General features: G+C 70.4%; 15 protein-coding genes. 9 read left to right on the top strand and 6 right to left on the bottom strand.

Translation table 11 applies throughout. From position 1 onward, the window contains the following. The first annotated feature begins 65 nt into the window (after nucleotides 1–65). Genes sepF through AB0959_RS24380 form a run of 3 tightly spaced genes read left to right on the top strand, consistent with a single transcriptional unit; the run spans nucleotide 66 to nucleotide 2,306 of the window. On the top strand, nucleotides 66–698 hold the full coding sequence (gene sepF, locus AB0959_RS24390) for a cell division protein SepF (RefSeq protein ID WP_366828623.1): 633 nt from the start codon (nucleotides 66–68) through the stop codon (nucleotides 696–698). Between the two features lie 50 nt (nucleotides 699–748). Further along, nucleotides 749–1,039: a YggT family protein gene (locus tag AB0959_RS24385; protein ID WP_366828622.1), complete on the top strand. Its 291-nt coding sequence runs from the start codon at nucleotides 749–751 to the stop codon at nucleotides 1,037–1,039. 52 nt (nucleotides 1,040–1,091) lie between these two features. After that, complete coding sequence (locus tag AB0959_RS24380) at nucleotides 1,092–2,306, top strand: DivIVA domain-containing protein (protein WP_366828620.1); 1,215 nt, start codon at nucleotides 1,092–1,094, stop codon at nucleotides 2,304–2,306. Nucleotides 2,307–2,565: 259 nt separating this feature from the next. Here AB0959_RS24380 and ileS read toward each other — a convergent pair whose 3' ends face one another. Next, nucleotides 2,566–5,745: an isoleucine--tRNA ligase gene (ileS, locus tag AB0959_RS24375; protein ID WP_366828619.1), complete on the bottom strand. Its 3,180-nt coding sequence runs from the start codon at nucleotides 5,743–5,745 to the stop codon at nucleotides 2,566–2,568. 636 nt (nucleotides 5,746–6,381) lie between these two features. Here ileS and AB0959_RS24370 point away from each other — a divergent pair. From AB0959_RS24370 to AB0959_RS24350, 5 genes are all read left to right on the top strand, one after another. Beyond that, on the top strand, nucleotides 6,382–7,620 hold the full coding sequence (locus AB0959_RS24370) for a TraR/DksA family transcriptional regulator (RefSeq protein WP_366828617.1): 1,239 nt from the start codon (nucleotides 6,382–6,384) through the stop codon (nucleotides 7,618–7,620). 77 nt (nucleotides 7,621–7,697) lie between these two features. Continuing rightward, nucleotides 7,698–8,360, top strand: a complete 663-nt coding sequence (lspA, locus tag AB0959_RS24365) for a signal peptidase II (protein ID WP_366828616.1) — start codon at nucleotides 7,698–7,700, stop codon at nucleotides 8,358–8,360. A gap of 56 nt (nucleotides 8,361–8,416) precedes the next feature. Further along, a complete protein-coding gene (locus tag AB0959_RS24360) occupies nucleotides 8,417–9,361 on the top strand; it encodes an RluA family pseudouridine synthase (RefSeq protein ID WP_366828615.1) in 945 nt (314 codons plus the stop codon). After that, the gene (locus tag AB0959_RS24355) at nucleotides 9,358–9,840 is read left to right on the top strand and encodes a GNAT family N-acetyltransferase (protein ID WP_366828614.1); all 483 of its coding nucleotides are present in this window, start codon (nucleotides 9,358–9,360) and stop codon (nucleotides 9,838–9,840) included. Before AB0959_RS24360 ends, AB0959_RS24355 begins: the two co-directional genes overlap by 4 nt. Before the next feature lie 64 nt (nucleotides 9,841–9,904). Continuing rightward, entirely contained in the window at nucleotides 9,905–10,645 is a 741-nt protein-coding gene (locus AB0959_RS24350) for an SDR family oxidoreductase (RefSeq protein ID WP_366828613.1), read from the top strand. Nucleotides 10,646–10,720: 75 nt separating this feature from the next. On the opposite strand, the gene AB0959_RS24345 is transcribed toward AB0959_RS24350, so the two are convergent. Then, complete coding sequence (locus tag AB0959_RS24345; protein WP_366828611.1) at nucleotides 10,721–11,860, bottom strand: mechanosensitive ion channel domain-containing protein; 1,140 nt, start codon at nucleotides 11,858–11,860, stop codon at nucleotides 10,721–10,723. Nucleotides 11,861–12,007: 147 nt separating this feature from the next. On the opposite strand from AB0959_RS24345, the gene AB0959_RS24340 reads away from it, so the two are divergent. Continuing rightward, nucleotides 12,008–12,577 carry a dienelactone hydrolase family protein gene (locus AB0959_RS24340; RefSeq protein WP_366828610.1) on the top strand — a complete coding sequence of 190 codons (570 nt, stop codon included), beginning with the start codon at nucleotides 12,008–12,010 and terminating at the stop codon, nucleotides 12,575–12,577. A gap of 31 nt (nucleotides 12,578–12,608) precedes the next feature. Here the strand turns inward: AB0959_RS24340 and AB0959_RS24335 are convergent, their stop codons facing one another. The 4 genes from AB0959_RS24335 to AB0959_RS24320 form a co-directional block, all read right to left on the bottom strand. Then, nucleotides 12,609–14,267 carry an alkaline phosphatase D family protein gene (locus tag AB0959_RS24335; RefSeq protein WP_366828609.1) on the bottom strand — a complete coding sequence of 553 codons (1,659 nt, stop codon included), beginning with the start codon at nucleotides 14,265–14,267 and terminating at the stop codon, nucleotides 12,609–12,611. A gap of 133 nt (nucleotides 14,268–14,400) precedes the next feature. After that, entirely contained in the window at nucleotides 14,401–15,198 is a 798-nt protein-coding gene (locus tag AB0959_RS24330) for a DsbA family protein (protein WP_366828608.1), read from the bottom strand. Between the two features lie 80 nt (nucleotides 15,199–15,278). Next, nucleotides 15,279–15,965, bottom strand: coding sequence for a hypothetical protein (locus AB0959_RS24325; protein ID WP_366828607.1), 687 nt, complete (start codon nucleotides 15,963–15,965; stop codon nucleotides 15,279–15,281). A 65-nt stretch (nucleotides 15,966–16,030) separates the two neighbouring features. Continuing rightward, nucleotides 16,031–17,371: a DUF2252 domain-containing protein gene (locus AB0959_RS24320; protein ID WP_366828606.1), complete on the bottom strand. Its 1,341-nt coding sequence runs from the start codon at nucleotides 17,369–17,371 to the stop codon at nucleotides 16,031–16,033. Between the last annotated feature and the right edge of the window lie 4 nt (nucleotides 17,372–17,375).

The raw sequence follows: 17,375 nt of genomic DNA, 5'->3' as shown, positions 1-17,375 counted from the left end.
CCTCGTGGATCGCGGGCACTTGGCAAGAAGTCGGTCGATCCACCACAGAGCGGAGGACTCAGAGCATGGCCGGCGCGATGCGCAAGATGGCGGTCTACCTCGGCCTCGTGGAGGACGATGGGTACGACGGCCGCGGTTTCGACCCCGACGACGACTTCGAACCCGAGCTCGATCCGGAGCCCGAGCGCGACCGCCGGCGGCATGAACCGCCCCACCAGTCACATCCACCACAACGGGACGAATCGGTAAGAGTCGTGCAGCCCTCCGTGCAGCGTGAGCCTGCGGCGCATTCCGCCTCACTGCCTGCCGAATCGTCGCGACCCGCCCGGATCGCGCCCGTGGCATCCATCACACAAGAACGCCAGAGTCTGGAGAAGAACGCACCGGTGATCATGCCCAAGGTCGTGTCCGAGCGAGAGCCTTACCGGATCACCACGTTGCACCCGCGGACCTACAACGAGGCCCGTACCATCGGGGAACACTTCCGTGAGGGCACCCCGGTGATCATGAACTTGACTGAGATGGATGACACAGACGCGAAGCGACTTGTCGACTTTGCGGCTGGTTTGGTGTTTGGTCTTCACGGCAGCATCGAGAGGGTGACGCAGAAGGTGTTCCTGTTGTCGCCTGCTAACGTCGATGTCACGGCGGAGGACAAGGCCCGCATCGCAGAGGGCGGGTTCTTCAACCAGAGCTGAGACGCACGACCGGAACGAAGTACGGAACAGGGGAGAGGGAAGCACGGATCATGAGCGTGGTTTGGCAGGTGCTCTATGTCGCGCTGATGTGTTTCCTCATCGTGCTGATCTTCCGGTTGGTCATGGACTATGTGTTCCAGTTCGCCCGCTCATGGCAACCCGGCAAGGCGATGGTGGTCGTTCTGGAGGCCACCTACACTGTCACTGATCCACCGCTCAAGCTTCTGCGGCGGTTCATCCCGCCGCTACGTCTCGGGGGCGTGGCACTTGACCTGTCCTTCTTCGTACTGATGATCACCGTCTACATCCTGATCTCCGTCGTGACGAATCTCGCGAGGTGACGGTGGACGATACGGTCTTGCCGACTGCCGATGACTACGTTGAGGTGAAGAGATGCCGTTGACCCCCGAGGACGTGCGGAACAAGCAGTTCACGACCGTCCGCCTCCGAGAAGGCTATGACGAGGACGAGGTCGATGCCTTCCTCGACGAGGTCGAAGCCGAACTGACGCGCCTGCTCCGCGAGAACGAGGATCTGCGCGCCAAGCTGGCCGCCGCGACGCGTGCCGCCGCGCAGAACCAGCAGAACATGCGCAAGCCCCCGGAGGGTCCCGGCGGCCCCGGTCCCCAGGACCAGCAGCAGGGTATGCCGCAGCAGGGCATGCGCGGTCCGGGCGCTCCCGTACCCGCCGGGATATCGGGCCCGCCGCAGCAGCAGATGGGTGGCCCCATGGGTGGTCCGCCCCAGCTGCCGAGCGGTGCCCCGCAGCTGCCCGCGGGCCCGGGCGGTCAGGGTCAGCAGGGTCCCGGCCCCATGGGTCAGGGGCCGATGGGTCAGGGCCCGATGGGCCAGGGCGGCCCGATGCAGCAGCAGATGGGTGGCCCCATGGGCGGTCCCATGGGTGGCCCCGGCGGTCCGATGGGCGGCCCCGGTGGCCCCGGCCCCGGTCTGCCCGGTCAGGGCCCCGGCGGCGACAGCGCCGCGCGTGTGCTCTCGCTGGCCCAGCAGACCGCCGACCAGGCGATCGCCGAGGCCCGTTCCGAGGCCAACAAGATCGTCGGTGAGGCGCGCAGCCGTGCCGAGGGTCTGGAGCGCGACGCCCGCGCCAAGGCGGACGCCCTGGAGCGGGACGCGCAGGAGAAGCACCGTGTCGCGATGGGCTCCCTGGAGTCCGCCCGCGCCACGCTGGAGCGCAAGGTCGAGGACCTGCGCGGCTTCGAGCGCGAGTACCGCACCCGTCTGAAGTCGTACCTGGAGTCGCAGCTGCGTCAGCTGGAGACCCAGGCCGACGACTCGCTGGCTCCGCCGCGCACTCCGGCCGCGGCCTCTCTGCCGCCGTCCCCGGCGCCTTCCATGGCCCCGGCCGGCGCGAGCGCCCCGTCGTACGGAGGCAACCAGACGATGGGTGGCGGCATGGGCAGCGGTGGCATGGGTGGCGGCGGCATGGGCAGCGGCCCGTCCCCGTCCGCGCCCTCCTACGGCGGCCAGCAGCAGATGTCCCCGGCCATGACCCAGCCGATGGCGCCGGTCCGCCCCCAGGGCCCGTCGCCCATGGGCCAGGCGCCGTCGCCGATGCGCGGCTTCCTGATCGACGAGGACGACAACTGATCGGCCTCTAGTACGCCTCAGGCGTCGGCAGCGTTCAAGGCGAGACCCCCGGATTTTCCGGGGGTCTCGTTTTTTCGTGCGACGTGTCCGGAATGAGGGTGGTTCTGGGGGCGGGGGCCGGGGGTGATGAGACGCCCAGGGCCCGAGTTCCGACAGGAACTCGGGCCCTGGGCTTTCAAGGGGCGCGGGGCTGTGAAGTTATGGGGCTCCGCCGCGTGGGCGCGACCAGCCACAACCGGCCCGCAGCAAACGAACCGCCTCAGCCGATCTTGCGCAGACGGAACGTCAACGAGAGCCCCTCATCGGTGAACGGCTCACCGTACGAATCGTCCGCCCCGCCGGAGGCGAAGTCCGTGGCGAGGACCTCGTCGGAGATCAGCCCGGAGTGCTCGGACAGGGCCTCGGTGACAGCGGCGTCACCGGAGGTCCAGCGCAGCGCGATCCGGTCCGCCACATCCAGGCCGCTGTTCTTGCGGGCCTCCTGGATCAGGCGGATCGCGTCACGGGCGAGGCCCGCGCGGCGCAGCTCCTCGGTGATCGCCAGGTCCAGGGCCACCGTCGCACCCGAGTCGGACGCCACGGACCAGCCCTCGCGCGGGGTCTCCGTGATGATCACCTCGTCCGGGGACAGGGTGATCGTCTCGCCGTCGACCTCGACCGAGGCCGTGCCCTCGCGCAGGGCGAGGGACAGGGCGGCCGCGTCGGCGTTCGCGACGGCCTTGGCGACGTCCTGGACCCGCTTGCCGAAGCGTTTGCCCAGCGCGCGGAAGTTCGCCTTCGCGGTGGTGTCCACCAGTGAGCCCCCGACCTCGCTCAGCGACGCCAGCGAGCTCACGTTCAGCTCCTCCGTGATCTGCGTGTGCAGCTCGGGGTTGAGCGACTCGAAGCCGGCCGCCCCCACCAGTGCGCGCGACAGCGGCTGACGCGTCTTGACGCCCGACTCCGCGCGCGTGGCACGGCCCAGCTCCACGAGCCTGCGCACCAGCACCATCTGCTTCGACAGCTCCGGGTCGATGGCGGTGAGGTCGGCCTCCGGCCAGGAGGACAGGTGCACCGACTCCGGGGCGCCCGGGGACACCGGCGCGACCAGGTCCTGCCAGACCCGTTCGGTGATGAACGGGGTCAGCGGGGCCATCAGCTTCGTGACCGTCTCGACGACCTCGTGAAGGGTGCGCAGGGCCGCCTTGTCGCCCTGCCAGAAACGGCGGCGCGAGCGGCGTACGTACCAGTTGGAAAGATCGTCGACGAACGCCGACAGGAGCTTGCCGGCCCGCTGGGTGTCGTAGGCGTCGAGGGCCTGTGTCACCTGGTCGGTGAGCGCGTGGAGCTCGGACAGCAGCCAGCGGTCCAGGACCGGGCGGTCGGCCGGGGCCGGGTCCGCCTCGGACGGCGCCCAGCTCGACGTGCGCGCGTACAGGGCCTGGAAGGCGACCGTGTTCCAGTAGGTGAGGAGCGTCTTGCGGACGACCTCCTGGATGGTGCCGTGGCCCACGCGGCGTGCCGCCCACGGGGAACCGCCGGCCGCCATGAACCAGCGGACGGCGTCGGCGCCGTGCTGGTCCATGAGCGGGATCGGCTGCAGGATGTTGCCCAGGTGCTTGGACATCTTGCGGCCGTCCTCGGCGAGGATGTGGCCGAGGCACACCACGTTCTCGTACGACGACTTGTCGAAGACCAGTGTGCCGACCGCCATCAGCGTGTAGAACCAGCCGCGGGTCTGGTCGATGGCCTCGCAGATGAACTGCGCCGGGTAGCGGGCCTCGAACAGTTCCTTGTTCTTGTACGGGTAGCCCCACTGTGCGAACGGCATCGAGCCCGAGTCGTACCAGGCGTCGATGACCTCGGGTACGCGCGTGGCCGTGCTGCCGCAGCCGTCGTGGGGGCAGGCGAAGGTGACCTCGTCGATGTACGGGCGGTGCGGGTCGAGGCCCGACTGGTCGGTGCCGGTCAGCTCGGTGAGCTCGGCGAGGGAGCCGACGCAGGTGAGGTGGTCCTCTTCGCAGCGCCAGATCGGCAGGGGGGTGCCCCAGTAGCGGTTTCGGGACAGGGCCCAGTCGATGTTGTTGTTCAGCCAGTCCCCGTAGCGGCCGTGCTTGACCGACTCCGGGAACCAGTTGGTCTTCTCGTTCTCCTGGAGGAGGCGGTCCTTGGCGGCCGTGGTGCGGATGTACCAGGACGGCTGCGCGTAGTAGAGGAGCGCGGTGTGGCAGCGCCAGCAGTGCGGGTAGCTGTGCTCGTACGGGATGTGCTTGAAGAGCAGACCGCGCTGCTGGAGGTCCTCGGTGAGCTTTTCGTCCGCCTTCTTGAAGAAGACCCCGCCGACCAGGGGAACGTCCTCCTCGAACGTGCCGTCGGGGCGGACCGGGTTCACCACCGGCAGGCCGTACGCGCGGCAGACCCTGAGGTCGTCCTCACCGAAGGCGGGGGACTGGTGGACCAGACCCGTACCGTCCTCGGTCGTGACGTACTCGGCGTTCACCACGTAGTGGGCGTCCTGCGGGCTGTGTCCATTGGTTCCCTCGCTGACGCTCGGGAACTCCACGAGCTCGAACGGACGTTGATACGACCAGCGCTCCATCTCGGCGCCCGTGAAGGTCTGGCCCGTGGTCTCCCAGCCCTCGCCGAGGGCCTTGGCGAGAAGCGGCTCGGCGACGACGAGCTTCTCCTCGCCGTTCGTGGCCACGACGTAGGTGACGTCGGGGTGGGCGGCGACCGCGGTGTTGGACACCAGGGTCCACGGCGTGGTCGTCCACACCAGGAGCGCGGCCTCGCCCGCGAGCGGACCGGAGGTGAGCGGGAAACGGACGTACACCGAGGGGTCGACGACCGTCTCGTAGCCCTGCGCCAGCTCGTGGTCCGACAGGCCCGTGCCGCAGCGCGGACACCAGGGGGCGACGCGGTGGTCCTGGACCAGCAGGCCCTTGCTGAAGATCTCCTTGAGCGACCACCAGACCGACTCGATGTACCCGGGGTCCATCGTGCGGTACGGGTCGTTCAGGTCGGTCCAGTAACCCATCCGGGTCGTGAGCTCTTCGAAGGCGTCGGTGTGCCGGGTCACGGACTCGCGGCACCTGGCGTTGAACTCGGCGATGCCGTACGCCTCGATGTCCTGCTTGCCGCTGAAGCCGAGCTCCTTCTCGACCGCCAGCTCCACCGGGAGGCCGTGACAGTCCCAGCCGGCCTTGCGGGCCACGTGGTAGCCGCGCATGGTGCGGAAGCGGGGGAAGACGTCCTTGAAGACGCGGGCCTCGATGTGGTGGGCGCCCGGCATGCCGTTCGCGGTGGGCGGGCCCTCGTAGAACACCCACTCGGGGCGGCCCTCGGACTGTTCCAGGCTCTTGGCGAAGATCTTCTGCTCGCGCCAGAAGTCGAGCACCGCGTGCTCGAGCGCGGGCAGGTCGACCTGGGCGGGCACCTGGCGGTACGTCGGCGCTGTCATCAGCGAGCTTCCTCCAACGGACTTTCTGCCTTCCGTCGGAGGGACGAGAGCCTTCTTTCTCCGGACGCCGTGTGCGGCGCGCTCCCGCGGTACCACCCTCCTTGGCCCCTCAGTGCCTGGTGCGCACCGACGAGCCCCCTCATTGGGATCGCGAAGCCGGTTCTACTCGCTGCGGCGGGTGCCCTGGCTGCTGTGCTGCCCGGCTTCTCGCGTCGGCTTTCCTCCGGCGGCTCCGGGGTGATCTTCACGTCGCGCTCGCCCCCGGGCTTCCACCGTCCCCGGGTCGCTCATGGCTGCGTGCGGCGCTACTCGTCCCCATCCACGCTTTTCGCTCCGCCCAGTGTACGGCGCCTCGGGGACAGCGGCCGACCGGATTTCCGGGCCCGGCCGCTGCGCGGCAGTGGCAGTGCGTGGCCGCGCGCTGACCCGAATGGCACCGGTCCCGCGTCCGGATCCTGGGACGCCCGGTCCGGCGGATTACCCGGCGGGGAGCTGGGCACAACGCATGCAGGCTCGCCGCGGGGCATCCGCGGGGCGGGCGAATCGGGCGGTGTGCCCCGTTGCCGCGGGACTCAAGTCGATTTATCGTCCCAGCACGATTCACGAGCAAGATCACAATTTGTGAAGGGGCCGGCCATGGTGGCGAAGAAGACCGCCGTACAGCAGTCGGCGACCGGAAGGTCCACGGCCGCGGATGCCTCCCGCGGTGCGGTGGCCAAGGGTGTGGGCGGCAAGAAGAGCACGCGGAAGGCCCCCGGCGTGCGTGAGGCCAGGTCGGTGAAGACGGTGCGAGAGGTGACGCCGGCGTCGGCGGAGGCCGGGCGGACCGGTGCCGCCGGGCCGGCCGGCGTGGGCTCGGCCGCCGTCAAGGAGGCCGGAACGAAATCGGCCGCGCGGCGGGAGGACCCCGGGAAGACGGGTGCCGCCAGGACCAGCGCGGCGAAAGCGGCCGGGAAGAAGGCGAGCGCCACGAAGACGGTCTCCAGGAAGACGGGGCCCGGAAAGACAGCGGCCGCGAAGGAAGAGGCCGGCGAGGCGGTCGGCGGGAAGGTGGGTGCTGCGAAGGCGGCGGCCGGGAAAGCGGGCGTTGCGAAGGCGGCGGCCAAGAAGGTGGGTGGAGGGAAAGCGGGCGCCAAGAAGGTGGCGTCTTCCGCGGGGGAGGTTTCGACGAAGGCGGGTGGGGAGGAAGGGGCCGGCACACCGGTGCGAGAGAAAGCGGTCGGCAGGAAGGCGGCGGCGAAGAAGGCCACTGCGAAGAGGCCCGACGCCAAGAAGGGCGCCGCGGCCACCGGAGGCACCGGGAAGAACGCCTCCGTGAAGGGCGCGGCCAAGAAGAGCACGGCCAAGAAGGCGGGTGCGGCCCAGGCCGCGAAGACGACGGGAGCCACGACAGTGGTTGCGAAGAAGACTCCTGGCACGGCCACTGCGGCCAAGAAGCCCACGGCCGTGCCCAAGGCACGGATCGCGGCGGTGGAACCCGGCGAGCTCGCGGTACGCCCCGGTGAGGACCCCTGGACCCCGGAGGAGGTCGACGAGGCCCGTGCGGAACTGCAGTCCGAGGCGACGCGGCTGCGCACCGAGCTCGACAACTCCGAGCGGGCCCTCGCGGGCCTGATGCGGGACTCCGGGGACGGCGCGGGCGACGACCAGGCCGACACCGGCACCAAGAACATCACGCGCGAGCACGAGATGTCGCTCGCCCACAACGCGCGCGAGATGCTCGACCAGACCGAGCGCGCCCTGGAGAGGCTCGACGCGGGCACGTACGGGCTGTGCGAGAGCTGCGGCAACCCCATCGGCAAGGCACGCATGCAGGCCTTCCCGAGGGCCACCCTGTGCGTCGAGTGCAAGCAGAAGCAGGAACGTCGCCCCTGAGCGCCGACTGAGCACGTCCTCCCGTAGGCGGTGACGTACTCTCGTCCTCAGTCAGGCACCTAGGTTGAGGGACTCACGTGGCAGAGGCGGAGCGCATCATCGGTACGCCGGACACCCCAGGGGCGGGAGCAGAGCCGGAGCAGTCCGTCGGGCAGGCGGCTTCGGGCGAGCGGTCCGGCTCCGGGGAGACGGGGGCCCCGGAGGGGCCGTCGGCCGGGGCTGAGGAGACGGCGGGCGAGGCCGAGCAGCCCAGGGGCAGGCGCCGGATCGCCGTGCTGTTCGCCGTCGCCGCGTTCGCGTACGCCCTGGACCTGGTCAGCAAGATGATCGTGGTCGCCAAGCTGGAGCACCACGAGCCGATCGAGATCATCGGGGAGTGGCTGAAGTTCGAGGCGATCCGCAACGCGGGCGCGGCCTTCGGCTTCGGCGAGGCCTTCACCATCATCTTCACCGTGATCGCGGCATCCGTGATCGTGGTGATCATCCGTCTCGCACGCAAGCTCTACAGCCTGCCCTGGGCCATCGCGCTCGGGCTGCTGCTCGGTGGCGCGCTGGGCAATCTCACCGACCGTATCTTCCGCTCGCCCGGCGTCTTCGAGGGAGCGGTGGTGGACTTCATCGCCCCCAAGGGCTTCGCGGTCTTCAACCTCGCCGACTCCGCGATCGTCTGCGGCGGCATCCTGATCGTCCTGCTGTCGTTCCGTGGCCTCGACCCGGACGGGACCGTCCACAAGGACTGAGCGGTTGTCCACAGGGCCCGGTCGGAGGTGCCGGGCCCGTCCGGCATACTCGACGGGTGAGCACGCTTCCCGAGATCCGTACCCTGCCCGTGCCCGACGGACTGGAGGGCGAGCGCGTCGACGCCGCCATCTCCCGCATGTTCGGGTTCTCTCGTACCAAGGCCGCCGAGCTGGCCGCGGCAGGCAAGGTGCTGGTCGACGGCACGACGGTCGGCAAGTCCGAGCGTGTGCGCGGCGGGTCCTGGCTGGAGGTCGAGATGCCGCAGGCGCCCGCGCCCGTGCAGATCGTCGCCGAGCCGGTCGAGGGCATGGAGATCGTGCACGATGACGACGACGTGGTCGTGATCGTCAAGCCGGTCGGTGTCGCCGCCCACCCGAGCCCCGGCTGGAGCGGCCCCACGGTCATCGGTGGACTCGCCGCCGCCGGGTACCGGATCTCGACGTCGGGCGCCGCGGAGCGCCAGGGCATCGTGCACCGTCTCGACGTGGGCACGTCGGGCCTGATGGCGGTGGCCAAGTCGGAGTACGCGTACACGTTCCTCAAGCGCCAGTTCAAGGAGCGCACGGTCGACAAGCGCTACCACGCGCTGGTCCAGGGCCACCCGGACCCGACGAGCGGCACGATCGACGCACCCATCGGCCGGCACCCGAACCACGACTACAAGTGGGCGGTCACGGCCGAGGGCAAGCCGTCCGTCACGCACTACGACCTCGTCGAGGCGTTCCGCGCCGCCTCCCTGCTCGACATCAAGTTGGAGACCGGGCGCACCCACCAGATCCGCGTCCACATGTCGGCCCACCGGCACCCGTGCGTGGGCGACCTGACGTACGGCGCCGACCCGACGCTCGCCAAGCGGCTCGGGCTGACCCGCCAGTGGCTGCACGCGGTGCGGCTCGGCTTCGAGCACCCCGGCGACGGGCGGTGGGTCGAGTTCGAGAGCGACTACCCCGAGGACCTGCAGAAGGCCCTGGACCAGGTCCACGAGGAGACGTACGCATGAACCCGTCGTCCGCGGGCTCCTCGTACGTGGTGCGGGTCGCGGAGGACCCCGCGGACCGTGAGGCGTGCTTCGCGGTCCGCAAGGAGGTCTTCGTCGTCGAACAGGGCGTCCCTCAGGACCTCGAGTACGACACGTACGACGCCGACGCCGTGCACGTGCTGGCCGTGCGGGACGACGGGGTGCCGCTCGGCACGGGGCGGCTGCTGTACGGGGAGGCCGCCGCGGCGAAGACCGACGGCGACGTCACCGTGGGCTCGCTCGGGCGGCTCGCCGTGACGCGCGAGGCACGCGGGCTGGGCGTCGGGGCCGCTCTGGTGCGGGCCGTCGAGGACGCGGCCCGCGCGCGCGGGCTGGCGGCGGTGGACCTGCACGCGCAGACGCACGCGCTCGGGTTCTACGAGCGATTGGGGTACGTGGCGTACGGGGCCGAGTTCCCCGACGCGGACATACCCCATCGCGCGATGCGGCGCCCTCTTTAGGGCGGGTGCCGGAAACGGCTGGTCGCGCGTCCGGTTTGGGCGGTCGGCTTTGTACGATCAACCCATGGCTCGCAACGTGGTGATCAGTGGTGGCGGTACGGGGATCGGGCTGGCGGCAGCGCAGGTCTTCGCCGCGGACGGGGACCGGGTGCTGCTGGTCGGGCGGCGTGCCGAGGTGCTCGAGGAGGCGAAGGTGCCCGGGGCGCTGACCTACGCGGCCGACCTCAGCAAACCAAGCGGCGTACGCGGGGTGGAGCGGTTCGTGGCCAGGGAGTTCGGCACCGTGGACGTACTGGTCCACAGTGCCGGAGGCTCCGGGAACCTGGAGCCCACGGTGGACAGCGACGAGCCGCTCGACGTCGTCCTGCACGACTGGACCCTCAACTTCGGGCTCAACACCCTGACCGCGGTGCTGCTCACGGAGGCGCTGAAGGACCGGCTGGCCGACCCCGGCGGCCGTGTGCTGTTCCTGAGCTCCATCGCCGCCTACCGCGGTTCGGGCAGCGGGGCGTACGCCGGGTCCAAGGCCGCCCTGCACCCGTACGCCTTCGATCTGGCACGGCGGTTGGGGCCGCGTGGCATCACCGTGAACCTGGTGGCACCCGGCTACATCGAGGACACCGAGTTCTTCGGCGGCGCCATGGACGAGGAGCGCAGGGCACGCCTCGTCGCCGAGACCTCCACGGGGCGGGCGGGTGCCCCGGGTGACGTCGCGAGCACGCTGCACTGGCTCGCCTCGCACGCCGCCGGGCACATCACCGCGCAGATCATCCAGGTCAACGGCGGCGCGGAACGCGGGCACTGAGCCAGAGCCGGGCCAGAGCCGGGCCGGTGCGGGGGCCCGGAGCCCCCGCGCACCCAGTCCCGACTCAGCCCCGACTCAGCCCCGGCCCGGTCCCGTACGTGGCGCTTCGTGGGCGCGGCTGCGTGTCACGCGGTGAGGCATACCGTCCGCCCGCCCGTCCAGGTGGCCGTCGATGCGGCTCGGGGGCAGGACCGCGTCGGCCGTGTTGACGCGGGGGAGGGCGTAGGAGTGCTCCCGGGCGAGCCAGCCGATCAGCTGTTCGCGGACCTCGACGCGCACCGTCCACAGGTCGTCCGGGTCCTTCGCCGTCACCAGCGCGCGCACCTCCATGGTGGTGGGGGTCGAGTCGGTGACGGTCAGGTTGTAGGCGCGGCCGTCCCAGGCCGGGCACTCGCGCAGGATGTCACGGAGCTTCTCGCGCATCGCGGGCATCGGGGCCGAGTGGTCGACGTGGAAGAAGATCGTGCCGGTCATCTGGACCCCGCCCCGGGACCAGTTCTCGAACGGCTTCGACGTGAAGTAGGACACAGGCATCGTGAAGCTGCGCTCGTCCCACGTGCGCACCGTCAGGAACGTCAGCGTGATCTCCTCGACCGTGCCCCACTCGCCCTCCACGACGACCACGTCGCCGAGCCGCACCATGTCGCCGAAGGCGATCTGGAGCCCCGCGAAGAGGTTGCTGAGCGTGGACTGCGCGGCGACACCGGCGACGATGCCCAGGATGCCGGCGGAGGCCAGCAGCGAGGCACCGGCCGCGCGCATCGCCGGGAACGTCAGCAGCATCGCCGCGACCGCCACCACGCCGACGACCGCCGTGACCACCCGCATGATCAGCGTCACCTGCGTCCGTACCCGGCGGATCCGGGCGGGGTCGCGGTGCCTGCTCGCGTAGCGCGTGTACGTGGTCTCGACGATGGCGGCCGCGATGCTGATCACAAGCCACGCGGTCGAGCCGATGAGGACCAGCGTCAAGGCCCGGCCGATGGCCGCCCGGTGGTCCGCCAGGACGTGCACCTGGTCGTAGGAGCCTCTCAACGCGGCCGTGCACAGCACGAGCTGGAAGGGGACGCGGCCACGTCGCAGCAGGCCCCACAAGGGCGTCTCGCTGTGCCGCTCGTCGGCCTTGCGCAGCAGGCGGTCCACGGCCCACCCGACGAGCAGAGCGAGCACGACCGAGCCGCCGAGGACGATCAGCGGGCGCAGTACGTTCTCCATGCCTCCGAACGTAACCGGCTTCGACGGGTCATGAACATGTGACTTCTCCCGCATCGTGGGTACGGCCACTGTCACGGCCACCGCCGAGGCCGCTCTCCCGCAGCCCTTGGGCCGCGCACCGTCGTACCCGGCTGGCACCATGAACGCATGAACATCATGCTCTTCCACTCGACCCATGGCCTCAGACCCGCGGTGCGCGACGCGGCGGACCGGCTGCGCGCCGCCGGCCACGAGGTGTGGACGCCCGACCTCTTCGAGGGGCGGACGTTCGACTCGGTCGAGGAGGGCATGGCCTTCAATGACGAGATCGGGAAGGACGAGCTGCTCAAGCGGGCCGTCCTGGCCTCGGCGCCCTACTCGGAGCGCGGGCTCGTCTACGCGGGCTTCTCCCTGGGCGCCGCGACCGCGCAGACGCTGGCGCTCGGCGACGAGAAGGCCCGCGGGTTGCTGCTCCTGCACGGCACGTCGGACATCGCCGAGACCGCCTCGGTGGACGAACTGCCCGTCCAGCTGCACGTCGCCGAGCCCGACCCCTTCGAGCCGGACGACTGGCTGAGCGCCTGGTACCTGAGGATGCGTGCGATCGGCGCGGACGTCGAGGTCTTCCGGTACCGCGGGGCGGGGCACCTCTACACCGACCCGGACCTGCCCGACCACGACGCGGAGGCCGCCGAGGCCACCTGGAAGGTGGCGCTCGGCTTCCTCGAAACGCTGTGACCGTGAAGCTCCGACCCTGAAGCTCTGGCCGTCACACCGGGTCGTACGTGCGCTCCACCTTCTGCGTTCCGCTGCGCGTGCGGTACGAGCGGGCCCAGGACGAGGTCGCGCCGGCCTTCGTGCGGTCGGAGAGCACGTAGAAGTCCATCTGCGCGCGCTCGGCGGTGATGTCCAGGACGCCGTAGCCGTGCCGGTCGGTGTCGACCCAGTGGACGTGCCGGTTGGCGGCCCGGATCACCGGGGAGGCCACGGCGGTGACGGTGCCCTCGGGGACCTTGAGGAGGTCGTCGAGGTTGTCGGAGGTGACCGAGGTGACCACGAACTCCGTGGCGGCCGATGCCGACAGCGGGTACGTACCGGCGTTCAGCGGGACGTCGTTGGCCCACGCCATGTGGATGTCGCCGGTGAGGAAGACCGTGTTGCGGATCGCGTTGTCCCGCAGATGGGCGAGGAGTTCGCGGCGGTCGTCGGTGTAGCCGTCCCACTGGTCGGGGTTGAGGGCGAGGCCCTCCTTGGGCAGTCCGAGGAGTTCGGCGAGCGGCTTCAGGAGGTCGGCGGTGAGCGATCCGATGGCGAACGGCGCGATCATCACCGAGTTGCCGACCAGCCGCCAGGTCGTGTCCGAGGCCTTCAGCCCGGCCTTCAGCCAGTCGAGCTGGGCGCGGCCGGTGATCGTACGGTCCGGGTCGTCGACCTCGCCGTTCCCGACGGACACCTGCTGGGAGCGGAACGAGCGCAGGTCGAGCAGCGAGAGGTCGGCCAGCTTGCCGAAGCGCAGCCTGCGGTAGGTGGTACCGGCGATCGCCGGGCGCACCGGCATCCACTCGAAGTACGCCCGCTTGGCCGCGGACTGGCGGGCGGCCCAGGTGCCCTCCGTGCCCTCGGTGTGGTTCTCGGCGCCGCCCGACCAGGCGTCGTTGGCCATCTCGTGGTCGTCCCAGATGGCGATGACGGGGGCTGCGGAATGCAGGGCTTGCAGATCCGGGTCGGTCTTGTAACGGCCGTGCCGGGTGCGGTAGTCGGCGAGCGTGAGGATCTCGTGCGTGGGCGCGTGCGGGCGTACGACGGTGTCGCGCGTGCCGTACTCGCCGGTGCCGTACTCGTAGATGTAGTCGCCCAGGTGCAGCCACGCGTCCAGGTCGCCGCGCGCGGCCAGGTGGCGGTAGGAGGCGAAGTAGCCGCCCTCCCAGTTGGCGCAGGAGACCACGCCGAAGCGCAGGGAGGCCACGGCGGCGTCGGCGGCCGGGGCGGTGCGGGTGCGCGCGGCGGGGGAGTCGGTGCCGCCGGCGGAGAAGCGGAACCAGTAGTCGGTGGCGGGGGCGAGACCGCGGATGTCCGCCTTCACCGTGTGGTCGGCGGCGGCGCCGGCGGTCGTCGAACCCTTGGCGACGATGGTCGTGAACGCCTTGTCCAGGGCGACGGTCCAGCTCACCTCGACGTCCGGGCCGAGTCCGGAGCCGGGTACCGCCTCCGGTACGGGCGTGACCCGGGTCCACAGCAGGACGCCGTCGGGCAGCGGATCGCCGGAGGCGACGCCGTGCAGGAAGGCGGGAGCCTGGGCGGCCCGGGCGGGGATCGCGGCGGCCAGCGGGGCCGCGAGGACGGCGCCCGCCGCGGCGGCCTTGACGACCGTACGGCGGCGCGGCGAGGGCGAGTCGGGGCTGGCGTGAGATCTGATGCGACTGGTCACGGCCGGAGATTACTGACGGGTAAGGGCTCTCCGTAAGACTGACGACATGAAGTGCGGGCGAACGGTGAGGAGTTCGCCCGCACTTCGGCCGTGCGTCTGCCGACCCGCCCCGAGTGGCGGTTACTTGCTCGGGTTACTTGGTGACGCCCGCGTCCTTGAGAGCCGTCTCCCACTGGGCGACCGTGGACGGGTTCTCGATCGTCTTGTTGTTGATCTTGATGGTCGGCGTCGACTTGACGCCGTCGTCGTCGAAGGACTTGCTCATCTTCATCGCCCAGGCGTCGTAGGTGCCCTTCTCGACGGCGTTCTGGAAGGTCTTGTTGTTCTTCAGCGCGTCGACCGTGTTGGCCACCTTGATCAGGTAGCTGTCCTTGGAGAACTCGTCGGTCGTTTCCTCCGGGTGGTACTTGGTCGAGTACAGCGCGGTCTTGTACTGCAGGAACGCGTCGGTGCTGACGTTCAGCGCGGCGCCGAGCGCGCTCAGCGCGTTCTTGGAGCCCTCGCCGCCGAGGTTGCCGTCCAGGAAGGTGCCGAGGGTGAAGGAGAGCTTGTAGGTGCCGTCCTGCATGCCCTTGTTGACGGTCTCGCCGACGGTCTGCTCGAACTGGGCGCAGGCCGGGCAGCGCGGGTCCTCGAAGAGGTGGATCGTGTTCTTCGACGTGGAGTCGCCGATCACGATGGTGGTGCCGTTCTTGCCCGAGGTGTTGGCGGGGGCGACCACCTTCGCGGCGGCGGCCTTGTCCCACCCCGTGGGCTTGTTGTTCTGCACGACGGCGTATCCGACGCCGCCCGCTATCGCGAGGACCGCGACCATCGAGCCGGCGACGATCAGCTGCCGCCTGACCTTGGCGCGCTTGGCCTGGCGCTCGCGCTCCTCGCGCAGGCGCTCACGGGCCGCCCTCTTCGCCTCCTGGCTGTTCCGCTTGCTCATGTTGGTGATCTCCATGTGGGACGCGCACACGTCGTACGCGGGATACGTGTGGGGGACTACTTGTGCTCAGGTGCTGTCGCTCAGGCGAGAGCGACCGAGCACGGCGGTCCACGCCGTCCCAGGGAGTGCGCGTACAACAGGGTGCGCGCGGTGGCCGTACGGACCACGGAGCGCGGCATCCGGAGCCCGGCCGGCACGAGCCGCACCGTCACCGCCGAGACGGCCACCAGCAGCGGCCGGAATCCGGCCGCGACGGCCGCGCCCAGCAGCTGGGCCAGCGCCCGCTCGCCCCGTCGCAGCCAGGCGGCCGCGAGGAGCCCGATGCCGACGTGGGCGGCGAGCAGCAGCCAGGCGGCTCCCGGGTCCGCGTTGGCGAGGAGTGAGGCCGCCCGGCCGGAGTCGCCCGTGACCCGTGTCAGCGGGCCGCCCACGCTGCCGCTGCCGCACAGCACGTCGAGGCCGACCTGGCGCAGCGGGCCCGCTATGGGCCCGCCGGCCCGGCCGTAACAGGCGTGCTGGCCCGTCGTGAACACCGTGTCGGCGGCCAGCTCCAGGGGGATCAGCAGTGCCGCGATCCTCCCGAAGCCGCGCTCGCGGCCCGCCAGCGCGTACGCGACGACGAAGACGGCGCCCGCGAGGGCGGCCACGGTGGTCAGGGGCAGCGGGACCCGCGACAGCAGCACGTGCGACGCGGTGCTGAGCGTCACGACGAGTGCCGTGAACAGCGCCGCGCGTACGGCTCTGAGGTGGGTCCCGGATATGTCCATAGCGTGCAGAGTCTCCCACGGACTCACGTAAGGGACCCCTAAAGAGTCCCTGTGAGGGTCAGGTCCTACAGGCCGGGGATCCGGCCGTTGCGGAACAGGTCCACGAAGACCTGGTGGTCCGCACGCGCGCGTGCCCCGTACTCGTGCGCGAAGTCCACCAGGAGCGGCGCGAAGCCGTCCTCGTCGGCCGCGATCGCCGCGTCGATGGCCCGCTCCGTGGAGAACGGCACCAGGGACTGGCCGGACAGGTCGTCCGCCGCCGCGTGCATCGTGGCCGTCGCCCGGCCGAGGTCGCCGACGACCGCCGCGATCTCCTCCGGGTCGTCGATGTCGCCCCAGTCCAGGTCCACCGCGTACGGCGAGACCTCGGCGACCAGCTGGCCCGCGCCGTCCAGCTCGGTCCAGCCCAGCCACGGGTCGGCGTGCGCCTGGAGGGCGCGCTGCGAGATCACCGTGCGGTGGCCCTCGTGCTGGAAGTACTCACGGATCGCGGCGTCCGTGATGTGGCGGGAGACTGCCGGGGTCTGGGCCTGCTTGATGTAGATCACCACATCGTTCTCCAGGGCGTCCGTGGCGCCCTCCAGGAGGATGTTGTACGACGGCAGGCCCGCGGAGCCGATACCGATGCCGCGACGGCCCACGACGTCCTTCACTCGGTACGAGTCGGGGCGGGCCAGCGACGACTCCGGGAGCGTCTCCAGATAGCCGTCGAAGGCGGCCAGGACCTTGTAGCGGGTGGCCGCGTCCAGCTCGATGGAGCCGCCGCCGGGCGCGAAGCGGCGCTCGAAGTCACGGATCTCCGTCATCGAGTCCAGCAGCGAGAAGCGGGTCAGCGAGCGGGCGTCACGCAGCGCGTCCAGCAGCGGGCCCTGGGCGCTGTCCAGCGTGAAGGGCGGCACCTCGTCGCTCTTGGCTCCGGTCGCGATGGCGTGGATCCGCTCGCGGTACGCGCCCGCGTACACCTTCACCAGCTCGGTGATCTGCTCGTCGCTGAGTGCCTTCGCGTACCCGATCAGGGCCACGGAGGCCGCGAAGCGCTTCAGGTCCCAGGTGAAGGGGCCGACGTACGCCTCGTCGAAGTCGTTCACGTTGAAGATCAGGCGGCCCGTGGCGTCCATGTACGTGCCGAAGTTCTCCGCGTGCAGGTCGCCGTGGATCCACACGCGCGAGGTGCGGTCGTCCAGGAACGGGCCGCCCCGCTTCGAGCCGAACCCGATGTCCGCAGTCAGGTCGTGGTAGAAGAGGCACGCCGTGCCCCGGTAGAAGGCGAACGCGGACGCGGCCATCTTCCGGAACTTCACACGGAAGGCGGCCGGGTCGGCGGCCAGGAGCTCGCCGAAGGCGGTGTCGAAGACGGCGAGGATCTGCTCGCCGCGTTGCTCGGCGCTGAGCTGCGGAACCGACATCGCT

The organism is Streptomyces sp. NPDC046862 (genome assembly GCF_040704615.1).
Taxonomy (GTDB): domain Bacteria; phylum Actinomycetota; class Actinomycetes; order Streptomycetales; family Streptomycetaceae; genus Streptomyces.
Note: the sequence above shows the minus strand (reverse complement) of the source record. Positions and strands in the feature narration are given on the sequence as shown.